The sequence below is a fragment of the Pseudoduganella violaceinigra DSM 15887 genome, assembly GCF_000425385.1.
Lineage (GTDB): Bacteria > Pseudomonadota > Gammaproteobacteria > Burkholderiales > Burkholderiaceae_D > Rugamonas > Rugamonas violaceinigra.
In genome coordinates, this window is record NZ_KE384357.1 from 234,294 (window position 1) to 252,687 (window position 18,394).

Annotated in this window: 16 protein-coding genes; 6 read left to right on the forward strand and 10 right to left on the reverse strand. The window is 63.5% G+C overall.

Going from position 1 to position 18,394, the window contains the following annotated elements; all coding sequences use genetic code 11:
* Positions 1–52: 52 nt before the first annotated feature.
* Positions 53–1,429 carry a DNA repair protein RadA gene (gene radA / locus H597_RS0120730; RefSeq protein ID WP_028103808.1) on the reverse strand — a complete coding sequence of 459 codons (1,377 nt, stop codon included), beginning with the start codon at positions 1,427–1,429 and terminating at the stop codon, positions 53–55.
* Between the two features lie 2 nt (positions 1,430–1,431).
* A complete protein-coding gene (gene alr, locus H597_RS0120735) occupies positions 1,432–2,520 on the reverse strand; it encodes an alanine racemase (protein ID WP_028103809.1) in 1,089 nt (362 codons plus the stop codon).
* A 127-nt stretch (positions 2,521–2,647) separates the two neighbouring features.
* Between alr and lplT (H597_RS0120740) the strand changes: the two genes are divergently transcribed.
* Entirely contained in the window at positions 2,648–3,910 is a 1,263-nt protein-coding gene (gene lplT / locus H597_RS0120740; protein WP_028103810.1) for a lysophospholipid transporter LplT, read from the forward strand.
* 4 nt (positions 3,911–3,914) lie between these two features.
* On the forward strand, positions 3,915–5,177 hold the full coding sequence (gene lplT, locus H597_RS0120745; RefSeq protein ID WP_028103811.1) for a lysophospholipid transporter LplT: 1,263 nt from the start codon (positions 3,915–3,917) through the stop codon (positions 5,175–5,177).
* Here lplT (H597_RS0120745) and H597_RS0120750 read toward each other — a convergent pair.
* The 4 genes from H597_RS0120750 to tsaB are packed head-to-tail and all read right to left on the reverse strand — an operon-like array spanning position 5,174 to position 8,433.
* The gene (locus tag H597_RS0120750) at positions 5,174–6,151 is read right to left on the reverse strand and encodes a DUF1853 family protein (RefSeq protein WP_028103812.1); all 978 of its coding nucleotides are present in this window, start codon (positions 6,149–6,151) and stop codon (positions 5,174–5,176) included. The two genes, lplT (H597_RS0120745) and H597_RS0120750, sit on opposite strands and share 4 nt — an antisense overlap.
* Positions 6,135–7,268: a uracil-DNA glycosylase family protein gene (locus H597_RS0120755; RefSeq protein ID WP_028103813.1), complete on the reverse strand. Its 1,134-nt coding sequence runs from the start codon at positions 7,266–7,268 to the stop codon at positions 6,135–6,137. The genes H597_RS0120750 and H597_RS0120755 overlap by 17 nt, the downstream gene beginning before the upstream one ends.
* Positions 7,265–7,735, reverse strand: coding sequence for a ribosomal protein S18-alanine N-acetyltransferase (gene rimI / locus H597_RS0120760; RefSeq protein WP_028103814.1), 471 nt, complete (start codon positions 7,733–7,735; stop codon positions 7,265–7,267). Before rimI ends, H597_RS0120755 begins: the two co-directional genes overlap by 4 nt.
* Positions 7,735–8,433 carry a tRNA (adenosine(37)-N6)-threonylcarbamoyltransferase complex dimerization subunit type 1 TsaB gene (tsaB, locus tag H597_RS0120765; RefSeq protein WP_028103815.1) on the reverse strand — a complete coding sequence of 233 codons (699 nt, stop codon included), beginning with the start codon at positions 8,431–8,433 and terminating at the stop codon, positions 7,735–7,737. Before tsaB ends, rimI begins: the two co-directional genes overlap by 1 nt.
* A gap of 40 nt (positions 8,434–8,473) precedes the next feature.
* Between tsaB and H597_RS0120770 the strand changes: the two genes are divergently transcribed.
* Positions 8,474–8,896 (forward strand): thioredoxin family protein, encoded by a 423-nt coding sequence (locus tag H597_RS0120770; RefSeq protein WP_028103816.1) that lies wholly within the window; start codon positions 8,474–8,476, stop codon positions 8,894–8,896.
* On the opposite strand, the gene H597_RS0120775 is transcribed toward H597_RS0120770, so the two are convergent.
* Entirely contained in the window at positions 8,882–11,149 is a 2,268-nt protein-coding gene (locus H597_RS0120775; RefSeq protein ID WP_028103817.1) for a xanthine dehydrogenase family protein molybdopterin-binding subunit, read from the reverse strand. The genes H597_RS0120770 and H597_RS0120775 overlap by 15 nt on opposite strands.
* A gap of 10 nt (positions 11,150–11,159) precedes the next feature.
* Positions 11,160–14,276: an EAL domain-containing protein gene (locus tag H597_RS0120780; protein ID WP_028103818.1), complete on the reverse strand. Its 3,117-nt coding sequence runs from the start codon at positions 14,274–14,276 to the stop codon at positions 11,160–11,162.
* 88 nt (positions 14,277–14,364) lie between these two features.
* On the opposite strand from H597_RS0120780, the gene H597_RS0120785 reads away from it, so the two are divergent.
* Positions 14,365–14,880: a DUF1993 domain-containing protein gene (locus H597_RS0120785; RefSeq protein WP_028103819.1), complete on the forward strand. Its 516-nt coding sequence runs from the start codon at positions 14,365–14,367 to the stop codon at positions 14,878–14,880.
* Between the two features lie 142 nt (positions 14,881–15,022).
* Here the strand turns inward: H597_RS0120785 and H597_RS0120790 are convergent, their stop codons facing one another.
* Together H597_RS0120790 and H597_RS0120795 are read right to left on the reverse strand one after the other, a co-directional pair.
* Complete coding sequence (locus tag H597_RS0120790) at positions 15,023–15,217, reverse strand: DUF1289 domain-containing protein (protein WP_028103820.1); 195 nt, start codon at positions 15,215–15,217, stop codon at positions 15,023–15,025.
* The gene (locus tag H597_RS0120795; RefSeq protein ID WP_028103821.1) at positions 15,217–15,777 is read right to left on the reverse strand and encodes a DUF1415 domain-containing protein; all 561 of its coding nucleotides are present in this window, start codon (positions 15,775–15,777) and stop codon (positions 15,217–15,219) included. Before H597_RS0120795 ends, H597_RS0120790 begins: the two co-directional genes overlap by 1 nt.
* A 183-nt stretch (positions 15,778–15,960) precedes the next feature.
* Here H597_RS0120795 and H597_RS31850 point away from each other — a divergent pair, with 183 nt between their 5' ends.
* Both H597_RS31850 and fabI read left to right on the forward strand, forming a co-directional pair.
* On the forward strand, positions 15,961–17,268 hold the full coding sequence (locus H597_RS31850; RefSeq protein WP_051293969.1) for a transglycosylase SLT domain-containing protein: 1,308 nt from the start codon (positions 15,961–15,963) through the stop codon (positions 17,266–17,268).
* 96 nt (positions 17,269–17,364) lie between these two features.
* The gene (gene fabI / locus H597_RS0120805) at positions 17,365–18,156 is read left to right on the forward strand and encodes an enoyl-ACP reductase FabI (RefSeq protein WP_028103822.1); all 792 of its coding nucleotides are present in this window, start codon (positions 17,365–17,367) and stop codon (positions 18,154–18,156) included.
* The last annotated feature ends 238 nt before the right edge of the window (positions 18,157–18,394 follow it).

Consider the following 18,394-nt stretch of genomic DNA (forward strand, 5'->3'; position numbering starts at 1 on the left):
AGGGTGTGAGATCAAGGCTGGTATTGTAGCTAATATTTCGTAAAAATCTATATTACTGAAGCTCGCGCAAGCGGTTAAATGCATCATCGATGCGCTCCACCGCGATAATTGTCATGCCTTCGATGGCTTGCTTCGGTGCATTCGCTTTCGGAATCATGGCGATCGAGAAGCCCAGCTTGGCCGCTTCGCGCAAGCGTTCCTGGCCGCGCGGCGCCGGCCGGATTTCGCCCGCCAACCCCACTTCACCAAATACCACAAAGCCGTTCGGCAAGGCCTTGTTACGCATCGATGAGTTGATCGCCATCAAAACCGCAAGGTCCGCCGCCGGCTCGGTAATCTTCACCCCACCCACGGCGTTGATGAACACATCCTGGTCGAAGGCCGCGATGCCGGCATGGCGGTGCAGCACCGCCAGCAGCATGGCAAGGCGATTCTGTTCCAGGCCGACGGACAGGCGGCGGGCGTTGGGCAGATGGCTGGTGTCGACCAGGGCCTGCACTTCGACCAGCAGCGGGCGCGTACCCTCCTGGGTCACCATGACGCAGGAACCCGGCACCTGGTTTTCATGGGAAGACAGGAATAAGGCCGAAGGATTCGACACGCCCTTCAAGCCCTTTTCCGTCATGGCGAACACGCCCAGTTCATTGACCGCGCCGAAGCGGTTCTTGATCGCGCGCACCAGGCGGAAGCTGGAATGGTTGTCGCCTTCGAAATACAGCACGCAGTCGACGATGTGTTCCAGCACGCGCGGGCCCGCCAGCGCGCCCTCCTTGGTCACGTGGCCGACCAGGATGATGGTGGTGCCGCTCGTCTTGGCGACGCGGGTCAGCTGGGCCGCGCATTCGCGCACCTGGGCCACCGACCCCGGGGCGGATGCCAGCGCATCCGAATACACGGTCTGGATCGAATCGATCACCGCCACCTGCGGCTTCAGATCGGCCAGGGTGCCGAGGATTTTTTCGAGCTGGATTTCCGCCTGCAGCTTGAGATCCTTGGCATCGACCGCCAGGCGCTTGGCGCGCAGCGCGATCTGGGCGCCCGATTCCTCGCCGCTGACATACAACACGCTCTTGACCTTGGACATATTGGCCAGCGCCTGCAGCAACAGGGTCGACTTGCCGATGCCGGGGTCGCCGCCGATCAGCACCACGCCGCCCGCCACCAGGCCACCGCCCAGCACGCGGTCGAATTCCTCGATGCCGGTGCCGAAGCGCGGCACGTCCAGCGCTTCGATGTCCTGCAGCGACAGCACGGGCGCGGTCTGCGCCAGCGACTGGTGCTGGGCTTGCGAGAAGCGGTTGCCGCCGGCGGCTTCGATCACGGTTTCCACCATGGTGTTCCACTGCTGGCAGGACGAGCACTGGCCGGTCCACTTGCTGCTGACGCCCCCGCATTCGCTGCAGGTGTAATTGGTTTTCGCCTTGGCCATGCTCAAGCCTCGGCCATGCGCACACGCGGCGCCACCGCGCACATCAATTCATAGCCGATGGTGCCGGCCGCCGCCGCCACATCGTCGATCGGCATGCCCTCGCCCCACAGCACGACCTTGCTGCCGACGCGGGCGTTCGGCACATTGCCAAGGTCGACGGTCAGCATGTCCATCGATACACGGCCCACCAGGCGGGTGCGCACGCCGTCCACCAGGACCGGGGTGTCGAGCGGCGCGTGGCGCGGATAGCCATCGGCATAGCCGCAGGCCACCACGCCGATGCGCATGGCCTGTTCGGCCTTGAAGCGGCTGCCGTAGCCGACATAATCGCCGGGGCCGATTTCCTGCACACCGATCAATTCGCTGGACAAGGTCATGGTCGGCTTCAGGCCGAATTCCTCGGCCGTCTTGCCGCCCGGGGTGCCGCCATACAGCATGATGCCGGGGCGGATCCAGTCCGTCGCCAGCGCAGCGCCCAGCTCCGGCATATGCAGCACGCCGGCCGAGTTGCACAGGCTGCGCGCTCCCGGCAGGCCGGCCGCGGCGGCATTGAAGCGGCGCACCTGCTCGGCCAGCGGCATGCACGGATGGTGCAGTTCATCGGCGTTGGCGAAGTGGGTCATCAAGGTAATCGTGCCGACATGCGCGATGGCGCGCAGGCGGGCATGGGCGGCGGCGTAGTCGGCAGGTTTGAAACCGAGGCGGTTCATGCCGGTATTCATCTTCAGGTGCACATTGACCGGACGGGCCAGCGGCGTACGTTCCAGCATTTCCAGCTGTTCGACGCAATGCACGGCGCCTTCGATATCGTGTTGCGCCATTGCCAGCAGGTCGGCGGAATCGAACCATCCCTCTAAAAGCAGGATCGGCTTGGTCCAGCCCAGCTCGCGCAGGCGCACCGCGTTGTCCGGCTCGATCAGCGCCAGGCCGTCGGCTGCCGCGAAGCCGCGCATGCCGCGCGCCAAACCGTGGCCGTAGGCATTAGCCTTGACCACAGCCCAGGCTTGGGCACCCGGTGCGCAGGCTTTGGCACGTTCCAGGTTATGCTGCATCGCAGCGAGATGGATATGGGCAATGATTGGCCTTGGCATGTCAAAAACCGGCAAAAAAAGAATGCGGCATTTTACCTTTTGTGACGGCAGAGTGCAGGCTCAAACCTTGGGAAACCTTACTTTCCATGGTATAAAGCATCCCGAGATAATAATCTGGCATCCTTGAATGAATCGTGGTTTCTATACCATCATGGCTGCGCAGTTCTTTTCGTCGCTGGCAGACAATGCTCTGCTTATCGTGGCGATCGACCTGCTGGTGACCATGCAAGCTCCGGCATGGGTTACCCCATTGCTAAAGCTGACTTTTGTGCTGTTTTACGTGCTGTTGGCAGCATTTGTGGGCGCCTTTGCCGACGCCTTGCCCAAGGGCCGGGTCATGTTTATTTCCAACCTGATCAAGATCTTCGGTTGCGCGCTGATTTTCTACCACGTGCACCCGCTGGCCGCCTATGCTGTCGTCGGCTTTGGCGCCGCCGTGTATTCGCCCGCCAAGTACGGCATCCTGACCGAACTGCTGCCGGCGGAAAAACTGGTGGTGGCCAATGGCTGGATCGAAGGCTTGACTGTCAGCTCCATCATCTTCGGCATCGCCATGGGGGGCGCCCTGATCGGCGGCCCGGTTGCAGCGGCATTGCTCAAATTGGACATCCCCGGCATCGAAACCGGGCTCGATACCACCGGCAAAATCGCCCTGGCCGTGGTCGGCGTCACCTACCTGCTGGCGGCGCTGTTCAACCTGCGCATTCCCGACACCGGTTATGTGTACGAGCACCAGGAGCGCAATCCGCTGCGCCTGATCAGCGAATTCGCCGGCTGCTGCAGCACGCTCTGGCGCGACAAACTGGGCCAGATTTCGCTGGCCGTCACCACCCTGTTCTGGGGCGCCGGCGCCACCTTGCAATTCATCGTACTGGAATGGGCCAAGCAATCGCTGGGCATGGCGCTGGACAAGGCAACCAGCACCATCGCCATCGTGGCGGTGGGCGTGGCAATCGGCGCCGGCATGTCGGCGCGCTTCATCTCCCTGCGCAAATCGCTGTCCGTCGTGCCGCTGGGCGTGGCGATGGGCGTGATCGTCACGGGCATGATCTTTGTCCACGATGTGCGCCTGGCCTATCCGCTGCTGCTGGTGGTCGGCCTGCTATCGGGCTTCTTCGTGGTGCCGATGAACGCCTTGCTGCAGCACCGCGGCCACGTGCTCATGAGCGCCGGCCACTCCATCGCAGTCCAGAATTTCAACGAAAACCTGTCGATCCTGACCATGCTGGCGGTGTATTCGCTGATGGTCAAGCTGCACCTGGGCCTGAACACCATCATCGTGCTGTTTGGCCTCTTCGTTGCGGGCTCCATGCTGGGCATCATGCGCCTGCATGCCGCCAACCAGCGCCAGCACGACTCACTTAGCCTGATCGGCGAGCATAAGCACTGAGAGCATGAAACGAGGCTTTTACACCATTATGGCGGCGCAGTTCTTCTCGTCGCTGGCGGACTCCGCGCTGCTGATCGTCGCGATCTACATGCTGGGCATCATGAAGTCGCCGGCCTGGATGACGCCGATGCTGAAGGAGACCTTCGTTCTGTTCTACGTGCTGCTGGCGGCCTTCGTCGGCGCTTTTGCGGACGCCCTGCCCAAGGGCAAGGTCATGCTGATCGGGAACATGATCAAGATCTTTGGCTGCGCCCTGTTCTTCTATGACGTGCACCCGCTGGCCGCCTACGCTGTCGCCGGGCTGGGCGCCGCGATCTACTCGCCGGCCAAATACGGCATCCTCACCGAATTGCTGCCGCCTGAAAAACTGGTCGCCGCCAACGGCTGGATCGAAGGCCTGACCGTCAGTTCCATCATCCTGGGCACCGCCCTGGGCGGCGCCCTGATTGGCGGCCCGGTGTCGGCCGCCCTGCTCGCCTTTGACCTGCGTGGTATCGACACCGGCCTGAATTCGGTCGCAGAGATCGCCCTGGCATGCGTCGGCGTGATCTACCTGCTGGCGACAGTATTCAACCTGCGCATCCCAGACACCGGCTATGTCTACGAAAAACAGGAGCGCAACCCCTTCCTGCTGGTACGCGACTTCGCGGACTGCTGCACCGTCCTGTGGCGCGACAAGCTCGGCCAGATTTCCCTGGCGGTGACCACCCTGTTCTGGGGCGCCGGCGCCACCTTGCAGTTCATCGTGCTGGAATGGGCCAAGCAATCGCTGGGCATGCCGCTGAACAAGGCCACCAGCACGGTCGCCATCGTGGTGGTGGGCGTGGCGCTGGGCGCCGTACTGTCCGCGCGCTTCATCACCTTGCGCAAAGCCTTGTCCGTGATACCGCTCGGCATTGCAATGGGTGTGATTGTGATGTCGATGATCTTCGTGCACGACTTGCGCATCGCTTACGTGCTGCTGCTGGTGGTAGGCGGCCTGTCGGGATTCTTCGTGGTGCCGATGAATGCACTGCTGCAGCACCGGGGCCACGTGCTGATGAGTGCCGGCCATTCGATCGCGGTGCAGAACTTCAATGAGAACCTGTCCATCCTGACCATGTTGGCCGTGTATGCGCTCATGGTGAAACTGGGCCTGGGCCTGAACACCATCATCGTGCTGTTCGGCCTGTTCCTGGCGGGCTCCATGCTGGCCATTATGGCGCTGCATGCGGCCAACCAGCGCGTCCAGGATTCACTCGCGCTGATCGGCGAGCATAAGCACTAGGCGGGCAAGTCCCCGTCACGGCGGCGCGCCTGGGCCCGGGCGCGCCAGTCATCCGGCACGACAAAGCCGCGTTCCACTTCTTCCAGCCAGCCGCCTTCCTCCCGCACCGTTGCCACCATCACCGGGTTCGGATCGGTGGCGAATTTTTCCGCCAGCACGTCCAGCAAGGCCTGGCGCGCGAGCGGCGCGGGCGTCGGCGCATCCTCCTTGCGTTCGACCGGCGTGCGCAGCGGCGCGAGCCACTGCAGGCGCGGCATGACGATGAACTGCTCGTCGCTCGCCCCGGCTTGCTCGCCCACGGTGCGCCAATGGCCGCGACAGTGATCGGGCGAAATGCCTTCGATGCGCGGTGCGGCTTCGGCGGCGTGGTAGAACAGCCAGCCCTTGACCAGCGCCTGCGCCGAGACCACCGGCGCGGGCACTAGCTGCTGCGCGGCCGGATGCCGGGACAATTGCAACTGGGACTGGAAGATCTTGCGCATCTTCAGTCCCAGGGTGTCGGCCAGGTTCGGGCCGACCAAACGGTTGTAGTTGCCGGTATCCGGATCGCCGTCCAACAGGTAGAACTTGGTCGCGAATTCGATATGGCGCAAGCCTTCGCGGCCCTCCTCGCGCAGCAGGAAGTCGAATTCGCCGATGGTGCCGTTCCTGCCGTCGCGGACTTGCAGGCCGTGCGCGGCGAGCGTGCCATGCGCGGCGAAATAGAAGGCCATCAGTTTTTCGGCGTACAGGCCAAGGCGCGAGTAAAAGCGGTTGCCGAGCGCCGCATCGAGCGGCGACGGATCCGCATCAAGATCGGCCAGCCAGTTGGCGACAGCGGGCGATACCGGGCCCAGTGTGGCGATCCTGCCCTGCCAGTGCGGGCTGTGCGGGTCCAGCAGATCGGGCGAATCCAGCAGCCAGGCCAGCGCGCGGACATGGGGCCGCGCGAGGTGGCCCCACTTTCGATGGAATGAACTAGCGTCGGCCGGCATGGGCGGCTTTGGCCAGGCACAAGTCCTGCCATGCCTTGACCTTCTCTTCCGGCTTTTTCAGCAAGTCGGACGGATGGTAGGTGGCCACCACCGGCACGCTGCCGTGCAGCATGATGCGGCCGCGCGCCGCGCCGCCCAGCAAGCCTTTGCCCGCGGCGTGGCCGAACGCGACGATCACCTTGGCCTGCGTCAGTTCCAGCTCGCGCTGCAGGTATGGCCGGCAGGCTTGTAGTTCTTCCGGACTGGCTGCGTTCGGGCTGTGGCACTTCACCAGGCTGGTGAGGTAGGCGCCCTGGTCCGTCGTCTGGCCGACGGCTTTCAGCATATTGTCGAGCAGGTAGCCGCTATCGCCGGCGAATTGGTAGCCCGCGCTGTCTTCCTCCGATCCTGGCGCGGCGTCGAGGGCGATCCAGGTAGCTTGCTCATCGCCCCGGCCCGGAACGGCCTGCTGGCGGGTTGCGCAGCGCGCGCAACGCGTGCAGCTTGCTACCGCCGCTTGCAGGGCAGGCCAATCCATGTGGGCGATTTCTTCATCGGTGGCGCGGCCTGCGCGCGGCTCCGCACGGCGCGCAGCAGCGGGCTGCTCGTCGTCGAACCAGCTTGGCGGCTCGTCCGCCGGCGCGTCGTCGGCCATCGCTGGCGGCGGCACGTTTGCGCTTCGGCCTGGCGGCGCAGCCAGTACCGGTTCCGGCGCTGGCGCCACTTTCTTGCGCTGCGGCTTGTATTCGGGCGTCGGCGCGTCGTCAAACCAGGACATATCTTCGCCGGTCGACGCAATGCTCGGCGTCCCGGGCACGCGCGCCGGCGCGGCTGGCGCCTCGGGAAGCGTTTCGCGTGCAGCTTCCGCGCCGGCTTGAGGCGCCGAGGCGGGGCGTGGCGCAACAGGCGATGGCGCTTGCGGCGCTAATGCGGGCGCCTCCGGCAGGGCTGCAGGGGCGTGCGCTGCGGCGGCAGCGACGGGCAGCGGCGGCGCCGGCTCCGGCTCGGCGGCCGGTGCAACGTCAAGCGCAGCAAGGTCGAGCGCAGCAGCGTCGGCAACCACGGCGCGGCTGCGCAGGCGCCACTGCGGCCCTACGCCCATCTCTTCAAGGAAAACTGCGGAGCGGCGATCGCTCATAGTCCAAAACGCATCACGATGGCGTCCTCGCGGGTAGAGTCGGCGGCGGGATAGTAGCCTTTGCGGCGGCCGATCTCGGAAAAGCCGAAGCGCTGGTAGATTTCCAGCGCCCGTACATTGGACGGCCGCACTTCCAGCAGGATGGACTCCATGCCAAGCCCGCGCGACAAGGCGACAGCCTGGTTCACCAGCAGGCGTCCCACGCCCCGGCCCTGCCAGTTGCGCGCCACGGCCACATTCAGCAAATGCGCCTCGTCGACGATTCCCATCACCAGGAAATACCCCATCAGCTGGCGGTCCTGCGCGCGCAGGACCCAGGCGTGATAGCCCTGCGACAGAGAATCGGCAAAATTGACGCGGCTCCAAGGGTAGGGATAAACCTGCTGCTCCACCGCCACCACCTCGTCGAGGTCGGCTTCCTGCATCGGCTCGTAAATCAGCCGAGCCAGATCCCATAACTGATGCATCATGCCTGCGCCGCCTTCATCACTTCCCGTTCAGCCTTGGTATAGGCGACCTTGTTGCGCAGGTAGAGCGGCTGCGCCTGGGCGGCGGGCACGGCATGGCCGGCAGCGAAAGCGGCCCGGCCCAGCTGCGCCACCTGGACCGCGTGCGGCATGATCGCGCCGTCGGCGCCATCCGCGAATTCCTTGCCGGCGAAAGCCTCGGCGTAAGCGGCAATACCGTTGCCGCAGGCGCGCACCGGGCCCGCGGGGGCCACATCGCCCGGCGCGGCAAGCGCCGGCGGCAGCACGGCGACCGGCTGGCCGCCGTCAAAGCGGTACTGGGCCCAGTAAACTTCGTTCATGCGAGCGTCGAGCACCGCCAGGACCTCATCGGAACCGTGGCGCGCAAGGCAGGCCAGGGCCATGGCATCGAGGGTCACCACGGGCAGCAGCGGCAAGCCGGCGCCGAAACCGAGACCCTGCGCAATGCCGCAGGCGGTGCGCACACCGGTAAAGGAACCGGGACCCGCGCCATAGGCAATGGCGTCGCAATCGCGCAGAACAATGCCCGCCTCCGCGAGCAATTCCTGGATCATGGGCAGCACGGCCTGGGAATGGGTGCGCACGCCGGACGATTCGCGAAAATACACGCGCTCCCCGCGCAGCAGGGCGCAGGAAGCCATTTCGGAGGATGTTTCGATTGCAAGAATAGTAGCCATGGCCGGTATTTTAACCTGTGGCCATGTACAATAGCACCCCATGCACAGTACTACCCTACATGCCGACAACCGCGCCGAAGTGGCCGCCGCGCTGGCGCAGGATCACCTGGTCGTGGCCTGCCTGTGCGCCGCCTGGTGCGGCACTTGCGCATCCTACCGGGCGGTCTTCGAAGAACTTGCGAGCCGCCATCCGGACAAATACTTCCTGTGGGTCGATATCGAAGACCACGCCGACCTGGTCGGCGACCTCGATGTCGAAAACTTCCCCACCCTGCTGATCCAGCGCCACGCGCATGTGGCCTTCTTCGGCACCATGCTGCCCGATCCGAACGTGGCGCATCGCCTGGTCGAGGCCCAGGCCGAACTCTCCGATGAAGAACTGGCGCGCCAGGCCGCTTCCACCCAGGAGCGCCGTCAATGGCAGCAGGAATGCAACCTGCGCGCCCTGCTAGGCCAGGCGTAGCGGCAAGCTGCGCAGGCGCTGGCCGGTCAATGCAAACACCGCATTGGCCACGGCCGGAGCGATCGCCGGGGTGGCCGGTTCCCCGACGCCTTCCGGCGGCTCGGCACTCAGCATGATCACCGTTTCCACCTGCGGTACCTCATTCATGCGCAGCACCGGATAGTCGGCGAAATTGCTTTGCACGACCTTGCCATCCTTGATGCTGATCTCCCCGCCCAGGGCCGCCGACAGGCCGTACACCACGCCCGACTCCACCTGCTGCGCGATGATGTTCGGATTGACGGCAATGCCGCAGTCGATGGCGCATACGACGCGGTGCACGCGGATCTGCTTGTCCTGCAGCGACACTTCCGCCACTTGCGCAACGATGGTGCCGAACGACTGGTGCAGCGCCACCCCGTGCGCACGCCCTGCCGGCGCCTTGCCGGCCTTGGCGACGGCGGCGTTCAACACCGCCAGGTGGCGCGGATGGTTCAATAGCATGGTGCGGCGGAACTCCACTGGATCCTTGCCCGCGGCATTGGCCATCTCGTCGACGAAGCTCTCCTTGAAGAAGGCGTTCTGCGAGTGCCCCACCGAGCGCCAGTTCCCCAGCGGGATGGCGCTGTCCACCACCACGTGGTTGATCTGCTGGTTGGGAATCTCGTACTGCATGTCGTACACGCCTTCGGCGGTGGAGCGGTCCGGCCCGGCGCCGGGCATGCGCAGGTTGCGCCTGGTGAACTGGTGCGTCAGCGCGCCCCCTGCCGTCTTGGCATCCCAGGAGACGACATTCCCGGCCGCATCCAGGCCGGCCGTCATGCGCGCCATCGCCGCCGGACGATACACATCATGCGTGGTATCGTCCTCGCGGGTCCAGATCACCTGCACCGGCAAGCCCTTCGCTTCGCGGGCGATCGCCACCGCCTGCGCCACCATGTCCGCCTCCAGGCGGCGGCCGAAACCGCCGCCCAGCAGGCATTCGTGCAGAACCACATCCGATTCGCCCACCCCGGCCACCCGTGCCGCGGCGTTGCGCGCGAAGGTCGGCGCCTGCGTGCCGACCCAGACCGTCACCTTGCCGTCCTTGACCTGGGCCGTGCAATTGATCGGCTCCATGCAGGCATGCGCCAGGTAGGGCACCCGGTACACCGACTTGATGGTGCGCAGCGCGCCGGCCGCCAGGGCCATGTCGCCGCGCCGGTGATAATTGTCGCCGCCGGTGGACTCCAGGGCGCTGGACAGCGACTGGTAGATCGCCTCGCTCGACAGCTTGGCGTTGGCGCCCTCGTCCCAGCGGACCGGCAGCGCGGCGGCGGCCTGCTTGGCTTGCCAGTAGCTGCGCGCGACCACGGCAACGCCGGCCCCTGCGCCGTAATTCTCTTCAATGACATTGGAAAAATCGACCACCGCCAGCACGCCCGGCATCGTCGCCACCTGCGCCGGCATGATGCCGGCGATTTTGCCGCCCACCACGGGCGACATGCGCACCGCCGCATACACCATGCCCTCCGGGCGCGCGTCGATGCCGTACATGGCCGCCCCTTCGGACTTGATGCGCGAATCGCGGCGCGGCACTGCGGTGCCGATCAGGCGGAAACTGTGCGGATCCTTCAGCGTCACCTTGCCGGGTTGGCCAAGCGCCGCGCGCGCCGCGATGGCGCCGTAGCCGACCGATTGCTTGCTGATGTCGTGATACAGCACGCCGTTTTCGGCGCGCACCTGCTCCGGCGCCACCTTCCACTCCTGCGCCGCCTGCGCCACCAGCATGGCGCGCGCCGTGGCGCCGGCTTCGCGCATGGCCGACCAGGCATCCTTGACGCTGGACGAGCCGCCGGTAATCACAATACCCATTTCACGCGCCACCTTGCCCAGCATCCAGCTGGCGAGGGCGCGCGAACGGCCCGTATCGTCCGGGTGGAAGGGCAAGGTCTCGCGCATGACCGCCAGATTGGCGTAAATCTTGTCGGCCGGCGCCTGAATCAGCTTGATCGCATCCATGCCGACATCCAGCTCCTCCGCCACCAGCATGGACAGCGCGGTATGCACGCCCTGCCCCATTTCCGCACGCGGCATGGCCAGCTGCACGGAGCCGTCGGGGGCGATGGCAATCCAGCCGTTCAAGGCCACCGCAGCGCCCTCGAGCGGCAGCGGCGCTTTGCCGCGCACGCGCTGGCGCGGCGGCATCACGCCCCAGCCGACCACCATGGCGCCGGCAACGGCAAGGCCGCTCAGCAGGAAACGGCGGCGGGAAAACTTGTTCGGTTTGAGCATGGCACTCCTGTTATGGCAGCCAGCGCTGCAGCAAATCCTCCGGCATCACCGGACGGCTGTAATAGAAACCCTGGGCCTGGTTGCAGCCGTGGCGCAGCAGGAAGGCCGCCTGCTCCTCCGTCTCCACGCCCTCGGCGATGACGGACAGGTTCATGCTGCGGCCCAGCTGGATGATGGCGATGGCGATCGCTTCATCATTGGCATCGGTGGAAATATCCTTGATGAAGGAACGGTCGATCTTCAGCGTCTGCACCGGCATCTGCTTCAGGTAGGCCAGCGAGGAATAGCCGGTGCCGAAATCGTCGATGGCCAGCGACACGCCGACCGCGTGCAAATCGTTGATGAAGGCCAGCGCATCGCCGGTGTTCATGATCAAGGACTCGGTCACCTCCAGCTGCAGGCGATGCGGCTCCAGGCCGGTTTCGCGCAGGATGTCGGCCACCTTGGTCACCATGCTGCCGCGCTCGAACTGGCGTGCCGACAGGTTGACCGCCATCTTCGGCACGTTTAGGCCGGCCTCCTGCCAGCGCACCATCTGGCGGCAGGCCTCATACAATACCCACTGCCCGAGCTGGTCGATGAAACCGGTGTCCTCGGCCAGCGGGATGAAGCGGTTGGGCGGCACCAATCCCAGCTCCGGATGGTTCCAGCGCACCAGCGCTTCCACGCCCAGCAGCTTGCCGGTATCGATCTCGACCTGCGGCTGGAAGTTGAGGAACACTTCCTCCTTTTCGATCGAGCGGCGCAGATAGGTTTCCAGGCGCAGGCGCTCGACGCCCTCGCCCGTCATGGACGGCGAATAGAAGCGGTAACCGTTGCGGCCGCGCGCCTTGGCCTGGTACATGGCCACGTCGGCATTCCTGATCAGCATATTCAGGTCGCTGGCATCGGTCGGGAACACCGAGATGCCGACCGAGCAGGTCACGAACAACTCGTGGCCCGCCACCATGAACGGGTTCTCGAACATGGTCACCAGTTTTTCCGCCACCTGGCCGGCGCCGTACTGGCCCTCCACATCCTCCAGCAGCACGATAAACTCGTCGCCGCCCAGGCGCGCCAGGGTATCGCCCTCGCGCAGCTTGTCCGACAGCGCGTGCGCCACCTGCTTCAGGAGCTCGTCGCCGATGTGGTGGCCCAGGGTGTCGTTGACGTTCTTGAAGCGGTCCAGGTCGATGAACAGCAGCGCCAGCTGCTCGTTGGCGCGTGTGGCGCGCTGGATGGCATGGTGCAGGCGGTCGTGGAACAGCAAGCGGTTCGGCAACTGCGTCAGCGCATCGTGGTGGGCCAGATGGTCCAGCTTCTCCTGCGATTCCTTGACCTGGGTGATATCGCTGAAAACGCCGACATAGTGGGTGGTAACGCCACGCGTATCGCGCACCGCCGTCAGGGTCACCCACTCCAGGTACAACTCACCGCTCTTGCGCATGCTCCAGATCTCGCCGCGCCAATATCCATGCTCCACCAGCTCCTTCCACAAGCCGGTGTGGAAGGCTTCGTCATGCCGGCCGGAGCGGGTCAGGCTGCGGTCGTGCCCCAATGCTTCGGATTCCGTGTAGCCGGTGATCTGGGTGAACGCCGGATTCACCGCCACGATGGTGCCCTTGTCGTCGATCACCATCACGCCGTCGGCAATGTGTTCCAGCACGGTGGCCGAGAGGCGCAGCTTCTCCTCCGCCTCCTTGCGCGCGCTGATGTCCGCGTACACCCAGATCGAGCCTTCGTTCGGGCGGTTCTGGTCGATCGCGCAGCCGGACACCATGCACCAGAACAGCGAACCGTCCTTGCGGCGGTAATTGCGCTCTTCGCTGAAATACTCGCCGCTGCCCAGCGTCGAATACTGGCGCGCACCGGCCGATTCGAAATCGAAGGTGGTCGGGAACACGATGGCGGTCGACGCGCCCAGCATCTGGCCCGGCTCGTAGCCGAACAGCTCCTCGCAGCGCCGGTTGACCGACACGATCGTGCGATGGCGCACGAACATCACGCCGAACATCACATTGTCCAGGATCGCGCTCTGCTCGGCCAGCAAGGCCTCGATGCGCATTTCATTGTGCTTGCGCTGGCTGATATCGGAAATGATACCGTCCACCCATGACGAACCGCCCGCCTCCGCCGCCTGCGGCTGGCCGTTCTCCGCCACCCAGCGCTCGGTGCCGGTGGAATCGATGATGCGGTATTCGATTTCGTAAGGCTTGCCGTCGTTGATCGCCTGCACCACCACGCGGCGCTGGCGCTTACGGTCTTCCGGACAAATCAGGTTGGCCCAGGCATGGGTGGTGCTGCGCATGAACTGCGCCGCGGGATAACCGGAAATCTCCTCGATCGCATCGGACACAAAATCGATCGGCCCGTCCGGGCGGAAGCGGAACACCGCGCCCGGCACCTGGGTCACGATGGTGCGGAAACGCTCCTCGCGCTGGGCGATATCCTCGAACAAGTGCTTGATCGCCACGCGCATCTGGTCCAGCTGGCCGGCCAGGCGCCCCAGCTCATCGCTGCCGCGCAGCTCCATGCGGGTTTCGAAATCGCCGTGCGACAGGCGGTCGGAAAAGCGCATCAGCTTGCGCAAGGGCTTCAGCAGGCGCTGGTTCAGGAACAGCACGATCAGCAGCAGCGACACGGTCAGCTGGGCGGCCAACACGAAGACATAGGACAGCTGCTTCTCGCGCAGTTCCTGCTGGCTGCGGGCATCGTCCATTTCGACCATGATGCGGCCGATCTTCTCGCCGCGCACGGTGATCTCGCGTTCCGCGCGCACCACATTGCCGATGGCGCGCTTGGGCGCTTCCACGTGCATGAACTGGGTATCGGCCTGGCCGGTCACCTGCACCTGCAGCACAGAACGGTCGCGCATCACGGATTCGACCAGCGAGTGGGCCGATTCCGCGTTCATATTCCACAGGGATTCCTGCATGCCGAGTGCAAGGATGTCGGCGTTGCGTTGCAATGCTTCATTCAGCGCAGTCTGTGCCGATTTCTGCTCGTGCACCCCGATCAGCAGATAGGAGCCGATAATGGCCGGAATGACCAGGCCGCCGAATACCACCAGCAACAAGGCGCCATAAATGGACAAGCCATACAATGCGCTCAGGCGGGACCTTAGTTTGTTATAAAAATTCCGGGCCATTAAGCGGGTGTGCTGGAAAAGATTATCCGACAGCAATTATGCACGTAACTTGGTATCATCGCCACTCTATAAACGGAGGAGTTCCCCTATGTCGTTTTCCATGTATTCCGCATCGATTCCCGTGTTCCGCCAGATTTTGGGCAGCCTGCTGGCCATCCTCGACAAAACCGAAGCCTATGTCGAGGAAAAGAAGATTGATCCCAATGCCCTGCTGCAATTCCGCCTGTTCCCGGACATGCTGCCCTTTACCCGCCAGATCCAGATTGCCGCCGACTTCGCCAAGGGCGCGGGCGCACGCCTGGCCGGGGCCGATGTGCCGGCGTATGAAGACACTGAAAAGACCATTGGTGAACTAAAACTGCGCATCCAGCGCACGCTGGCCTTCCTGGATGCGCTGCCGCGCCAGGCAATTGAGGATTCGGCGCAACGCTCGGTGACGACCGGCAGCGGGGAAAAGGCCAAGCAATGGGTGGGGCAAGAGTATTTGATGCACTATGCGTTGCCGCATTTCACTTTCCATGCGACCACCGCGTACAACATCCTGCGCCATAACGGGCTGGAGATTGGGAAGAAGGACTTTATTGGGGCGTGGAAGGCTGAGTAAACCGGTAAACCTGGGTCTGCCCCAAGGGTCAGACCCCGTTTCATCAGCGGCCAAAGGTTCCGGTTGTGTAACCTCAAACCAGGCAGTAGGCCCGGAGACCGTTGGGGGGCAGACCCTTGGGTCCGACCCCGATTTACCGGTTTCAGGTATTCCGCCGCGGATACCCTTGCGCCAGAATCCGCTCCCACACCTTCTCCTTTTCCTCCGCGCTCATGGCCACCCAGTGCGCGACCTCGATATACGTCCTGCCGCAACCCCGGCAAATCTCATCAAAGGTAGTGGAGCAAACCGCCACGCAAGGCGTATCCGGCCGCTCGGGGACTTTATTTTCCGCCATCACTTCACCTGCAAGCCCAGCTTGTCCCAGCCCTCATGGCCGAGTTTTTCCATGGTCTCGATATTCTTCTCAAAGATATCGGCCGCCTCCGGGAACGCCTCCACCGCACGGTCAATCGACGCCTCGCGCAGCAGATGCAGGGTCGGATAAGGCGAACGGTTGGTGTAGTTCGAGATATCGTTCTTATCGGTATCGGCAAACTGGTAATTGGGGTGGAAGCTGGCCACCTGCAGCTCGCCGTCCAGCTTGAGCTCCTCCAGGGCGGCATCGGCCACATCGAGGAATTCGTTGTAATCCTCGAAATCCTGCAGCACCAGCGGATGGACCAGCAAGGTCGTATCCACGATTTCCGGGTCTTCCGCCGCCAGGAACTCCAGCTCCTTGATCAAGTCTTCCAGCAGCTCTTCCGGCGACGAAGCCTCCGACACCACGTAACGCACCTGCTTTTTCACGTGCACGGCCTTGGCAAAAGGGCACAGATTCAGGCCAATCACCGCCTTTTCCAGCCATTGCTCGGTCGCCGCGATCACGGCCTCATAATCCACTCGGGTCTTGCTCATTTATACATCCAGAAAACGTTATCCAAGACGTCAATTATATAACCTCTTCGACATATTTATCCAAGAAAATCAGATACATAGCGAATTTTTGCTTGACGCGACAGGGTTTCGTCCCTACACTCCGGCCTTAGATAGTCCGTCCGATGTTTCTTGACGACAACAGCGAAACAGCAACGAAATACTATGCAAGCACGAATCAAACAAACTGTCCTGATCGCCCTGGCGCTGTGCGCCGCGGTCCCGGCAACGCAGGCCCTGGCAGCAACTGAAGCCCCGAAATCCCTGGTGTTACAGCCCGCCGTTGAAGAATACAAGGAAACCGACGTCTGGGGCCGCATCCGCTCCGGCTACGCCATTCCCGACGTCAATAACGACCTGGTGAACAAGCATGCCAAATGGTATGCCGACCGCCAGGACTACATCGACCGCACCACCGCCCGCGCCTCGCTCTACCTCTACCACGTGGTGGAAGAGCTGGAAAAGCGCGGCATGCCGACCGAACTGGCCCTGCTGCCCTTCATCGAATCGGCCTTCAACCCGCAAGCCCTGTCCAACGCCAATGCCGCCGGCCTGTGGCAGTTCGTGCCGGGCACCGGCCGCGACTACGACCTGAAGCAGAACGCCTTCAAGGATGACCGCCGCTCCGTGCTTGCGTCCACCGACGCCGCCCTGAGCTACCTGCAGCGCCTGTACACCATGTTCGGCGACTGGCACCTGGCCCTGGCCGCCTACAACTGGGGCGAAGGCAATGTGCAGAAAGCCGTCCAGCGCAACCGCGCCGCCGGCAAGCCGACCGATTTCGAAAGCCTGTCCGAGCTGATGCCGGCCGAGACGCGCAACTACGTGCCGAAACTGCAGGCGGTGAAAAACATCGTCGCCAATCCGGCCCAGTACGCCCTGCACCTGCCGGTGATCGACAACACCCCCTACTTCACCGCGATCGACAAGACCCGCGACATCGACCTGGCGCTGGCCGCCAAGCTGGCCGAAATCTCGGTCGACGAATTCAAGGCCCTGAACCCGCAGTTCAAGAAGCCCGTCATTACCGGCAACGAGCAGACCAAGATCCTGCTGCCGACCGAAAATGCCGCCAAATTCGCCGCCAACCTGGCCTCCTGGACCCAAGCCCTGTCGAGCTGGACCACGCACAAGATTTCCAGCGCCCGCGAAAACATCGCCTCCCTGGCCCACCGCTTCGGCACCACCCCGGATGCACTGCGCCAGGCCAACAATATCCCGCAGAAATCGGTGCTCAAGGCTGGCTCGACCATCCTGGTGCCGAATATTTCCGCCTCGGCCGCGTCGGACATTTCAGCCGACGTGATCGAAAACGCCGTCATGGCCGTCGACAGCGAACGCGCCGGCCCGAAACGCAGCAACTACCGCCAGGCTTCCTCTGCACAGAGCGATTCCAAGCCTGCGGTCAGCATGGTCAAGGCACGCGTCAAGCGTGACGAAGCCGGCAAATCCAAAACCCACCGTAGCAACTGAACGCCGTAAACGCACGCCAGCCCTTGCCAAACTTGCAGGGGTGGCGTCGCCACGTTTACAATCCCGTTCTTGCGGTATAACCCCATTGGAGTAGATATGGCTTTCTTGCAAGGCAAAAAAATCCTGATTACTGGCGTCCTGTCGAACCGTTCCATCGCTTACGGCATCGCTAAAGCTGCCCACCGCGAAGGCGCCGAACTGGCTTTCACCTACGTTGGCGAGCGCTTCAAAGACCGCATCACTGAATTCGCAGCGGAATTCGACAGCAAGCTGGTGTTCGACTGTGACGTTTCCAGCGACGAGCAAATCGCCAACCTGTTCACCGACCTGGCCAAATCCTGGGATCGCCTGGACGGTTTCGTGCACGCCATCGGCTTCGCCCCGCGCGAAGCGATTGCCGGCGAATTCCTGGACGGCCTGAGCCGCGAGAACTTCCGCGTAGCCCACGATATTTCGGCTTACAGCTTCCCGGCGATGGTGAAAGCCGCCCTGCCGCTGCTGAAGCCAGGCGCATCCGTGCTGACCCTGTCCTACCTGGGCGCGGTGCGCGCGATCCCTTACTACAACACCATGGGCCTGGCCAAGGCATCGCTGGAAGCATCGGTGCGCTACCTGGCGGAGAACCTGGGCAAGCATGGCATCCGTTCCAACGGCATTTCCGCCGGCCCGATCAAGACCCTGGCGGCCTCCGGCATCAAGGACTTCAGCAAACTGCTGGGCTTCGCTTCGGGCCACGCCCCGCTGCGCCGCAATGTGACGATTGAAGAAGTCGGCAATGCCGCGGCGTTCCTGCTGTCCGACCTGTCCTCGGGCATCACCGGCGACATCATGTACGTCGACGGCGGCTTCTCGCACGTGATGGGCCTGAACTCGAGCGACTACGAATAACGTTCGACTTCCGCCTCAGCAAAGCCGCCTCCGGGCGGCTTTTTATTTGCCATTTCCGGCAAAATTCGGGGTCAAATTCGGGGTCAAGTCTGTCATTTGGACACGCAACACCATCCTTTGATCTATCTCAAGACGGAAAAACTGCCGATTTTGCGTATTGATAGGGATCAAAGACTGGCACCGGATGTCCAAATGACAGACCTGACCCCGACTTTTGGCTGGGCTTGCGTAGAGTCAA

Excerpts from the sequence above, each read along its gene's own strand:
- radA (WP_028103808.1), bottom strand. The coding sequence starts at position 1,429 with ATGGCCAAGGCGAAAACCAATTACACCTGCAGCGAATGCGGGGGCGTC.
- alr (WP_028103809.1), bottom strand. The coding sequence starts at position 2,520 with ATGCCAAGGCCAATCATTGCCCATATCCATCTCGCTGCGATGCAGCAT.
- lplT (WP_028103810.1), top strand. The coding sequence starts at position 2,648 with ATGAATCGTGGTTTCTATACCATCATGGCTGCGCAGTTCTTTTCGTCG.
- lplT (WP_028103811.1), top strand. The coding sequence starts at position 3,915 with ATGAAACGAGGCTTTTACACCATTATGGCGGCGCAGTTCTTCTCGTCG.
- H597_RS0120750 (WP_028103812.1), bottom strand. The coding sequence starts at position 6,151 with ATGCCGGCCGACGCTAGTTCATTCCATCGAAAGTGGGGCCACCTCGCG.
- H597_RS0120755 (WP_028103813.1), bottom strand. The coding sequence starts at position 7,268 with ATGAGCGATCGCCGCTCCGCAGTTTTCCTTGAAGAGATGGGCGTAGGG.
- rimI (WP_028103814.1), bottom strand. The coding sequence starts at position 7,735 with ATGCATCAGTTATGGGATCTGGCTCGGCTGATTTACGAGCCGATGCAG.
- tsaB (WP_028103815.1), bottom strand. The coding sequence starts at position 8,433 with ATGGCTACTATTCTTGCAATCGAAACATCCTCCGAAATGGCTTCCTGC.
- H597_RS0120770 (WP_028103816.1), top strand. The coding sequence starts at position 8,474 with ATGCACAGTACTACCCTACATGCCGACAACCGCGCCGAAGTGGCCGCC.
- H597_RS0120775 (WP_028103817.1), bottom strand. The coding sequence starts at position 11,149 with ATGCTCAAACCGAACAAGTTTTCCCGCCGCCGTTTCCTGCTGAGCGGC.
- H597_RS0120780 (WP_028103818.1), bottom strand. The coding sequence starts at position 14,276 with ATGGCCCGGAATTTTTATAACAAACTAAGGTCCCGCCTGAGCGCATTG.
- H597_RS0120785 (WP_028103819.1), top strand. The coding sequence starts at position 14,365 with ATGTCGTTTTCCATGTATTCCGCATCGATTCCCGTGTTCCGCCAGATT.
- H597_RS0120790 (WP_028103820.1), bottom strand. The coding sequence starts at position 15,217 with ATGGCGGAAAATAAAGTCCCCGAGCGGCCGGATACGCCTTGCGTGGCG.
- H597_RS0120795 (WP_028103821.1), bottom strand. The coding sequence starts at position 15,777 with ATGAGCAAGACCCGAGTGGATTATGAGGCCGTGATCGCGGCGACCGAG.
- H597_RS31850 (WP_051293969.1), top strand. The coding sequence starts at position 15,961 with ATGCAAGCACGAATCAAACAAACTGTCCTGATCGCCCTGGCGCTGTGC.
- fabI (WP_028103822.1), top strand. The coding sequence starts at position 17,365 with ATGGCTTTCTTGCAAGGCAAAAAAATCCTGATTACTGGCGTCCTGTCG.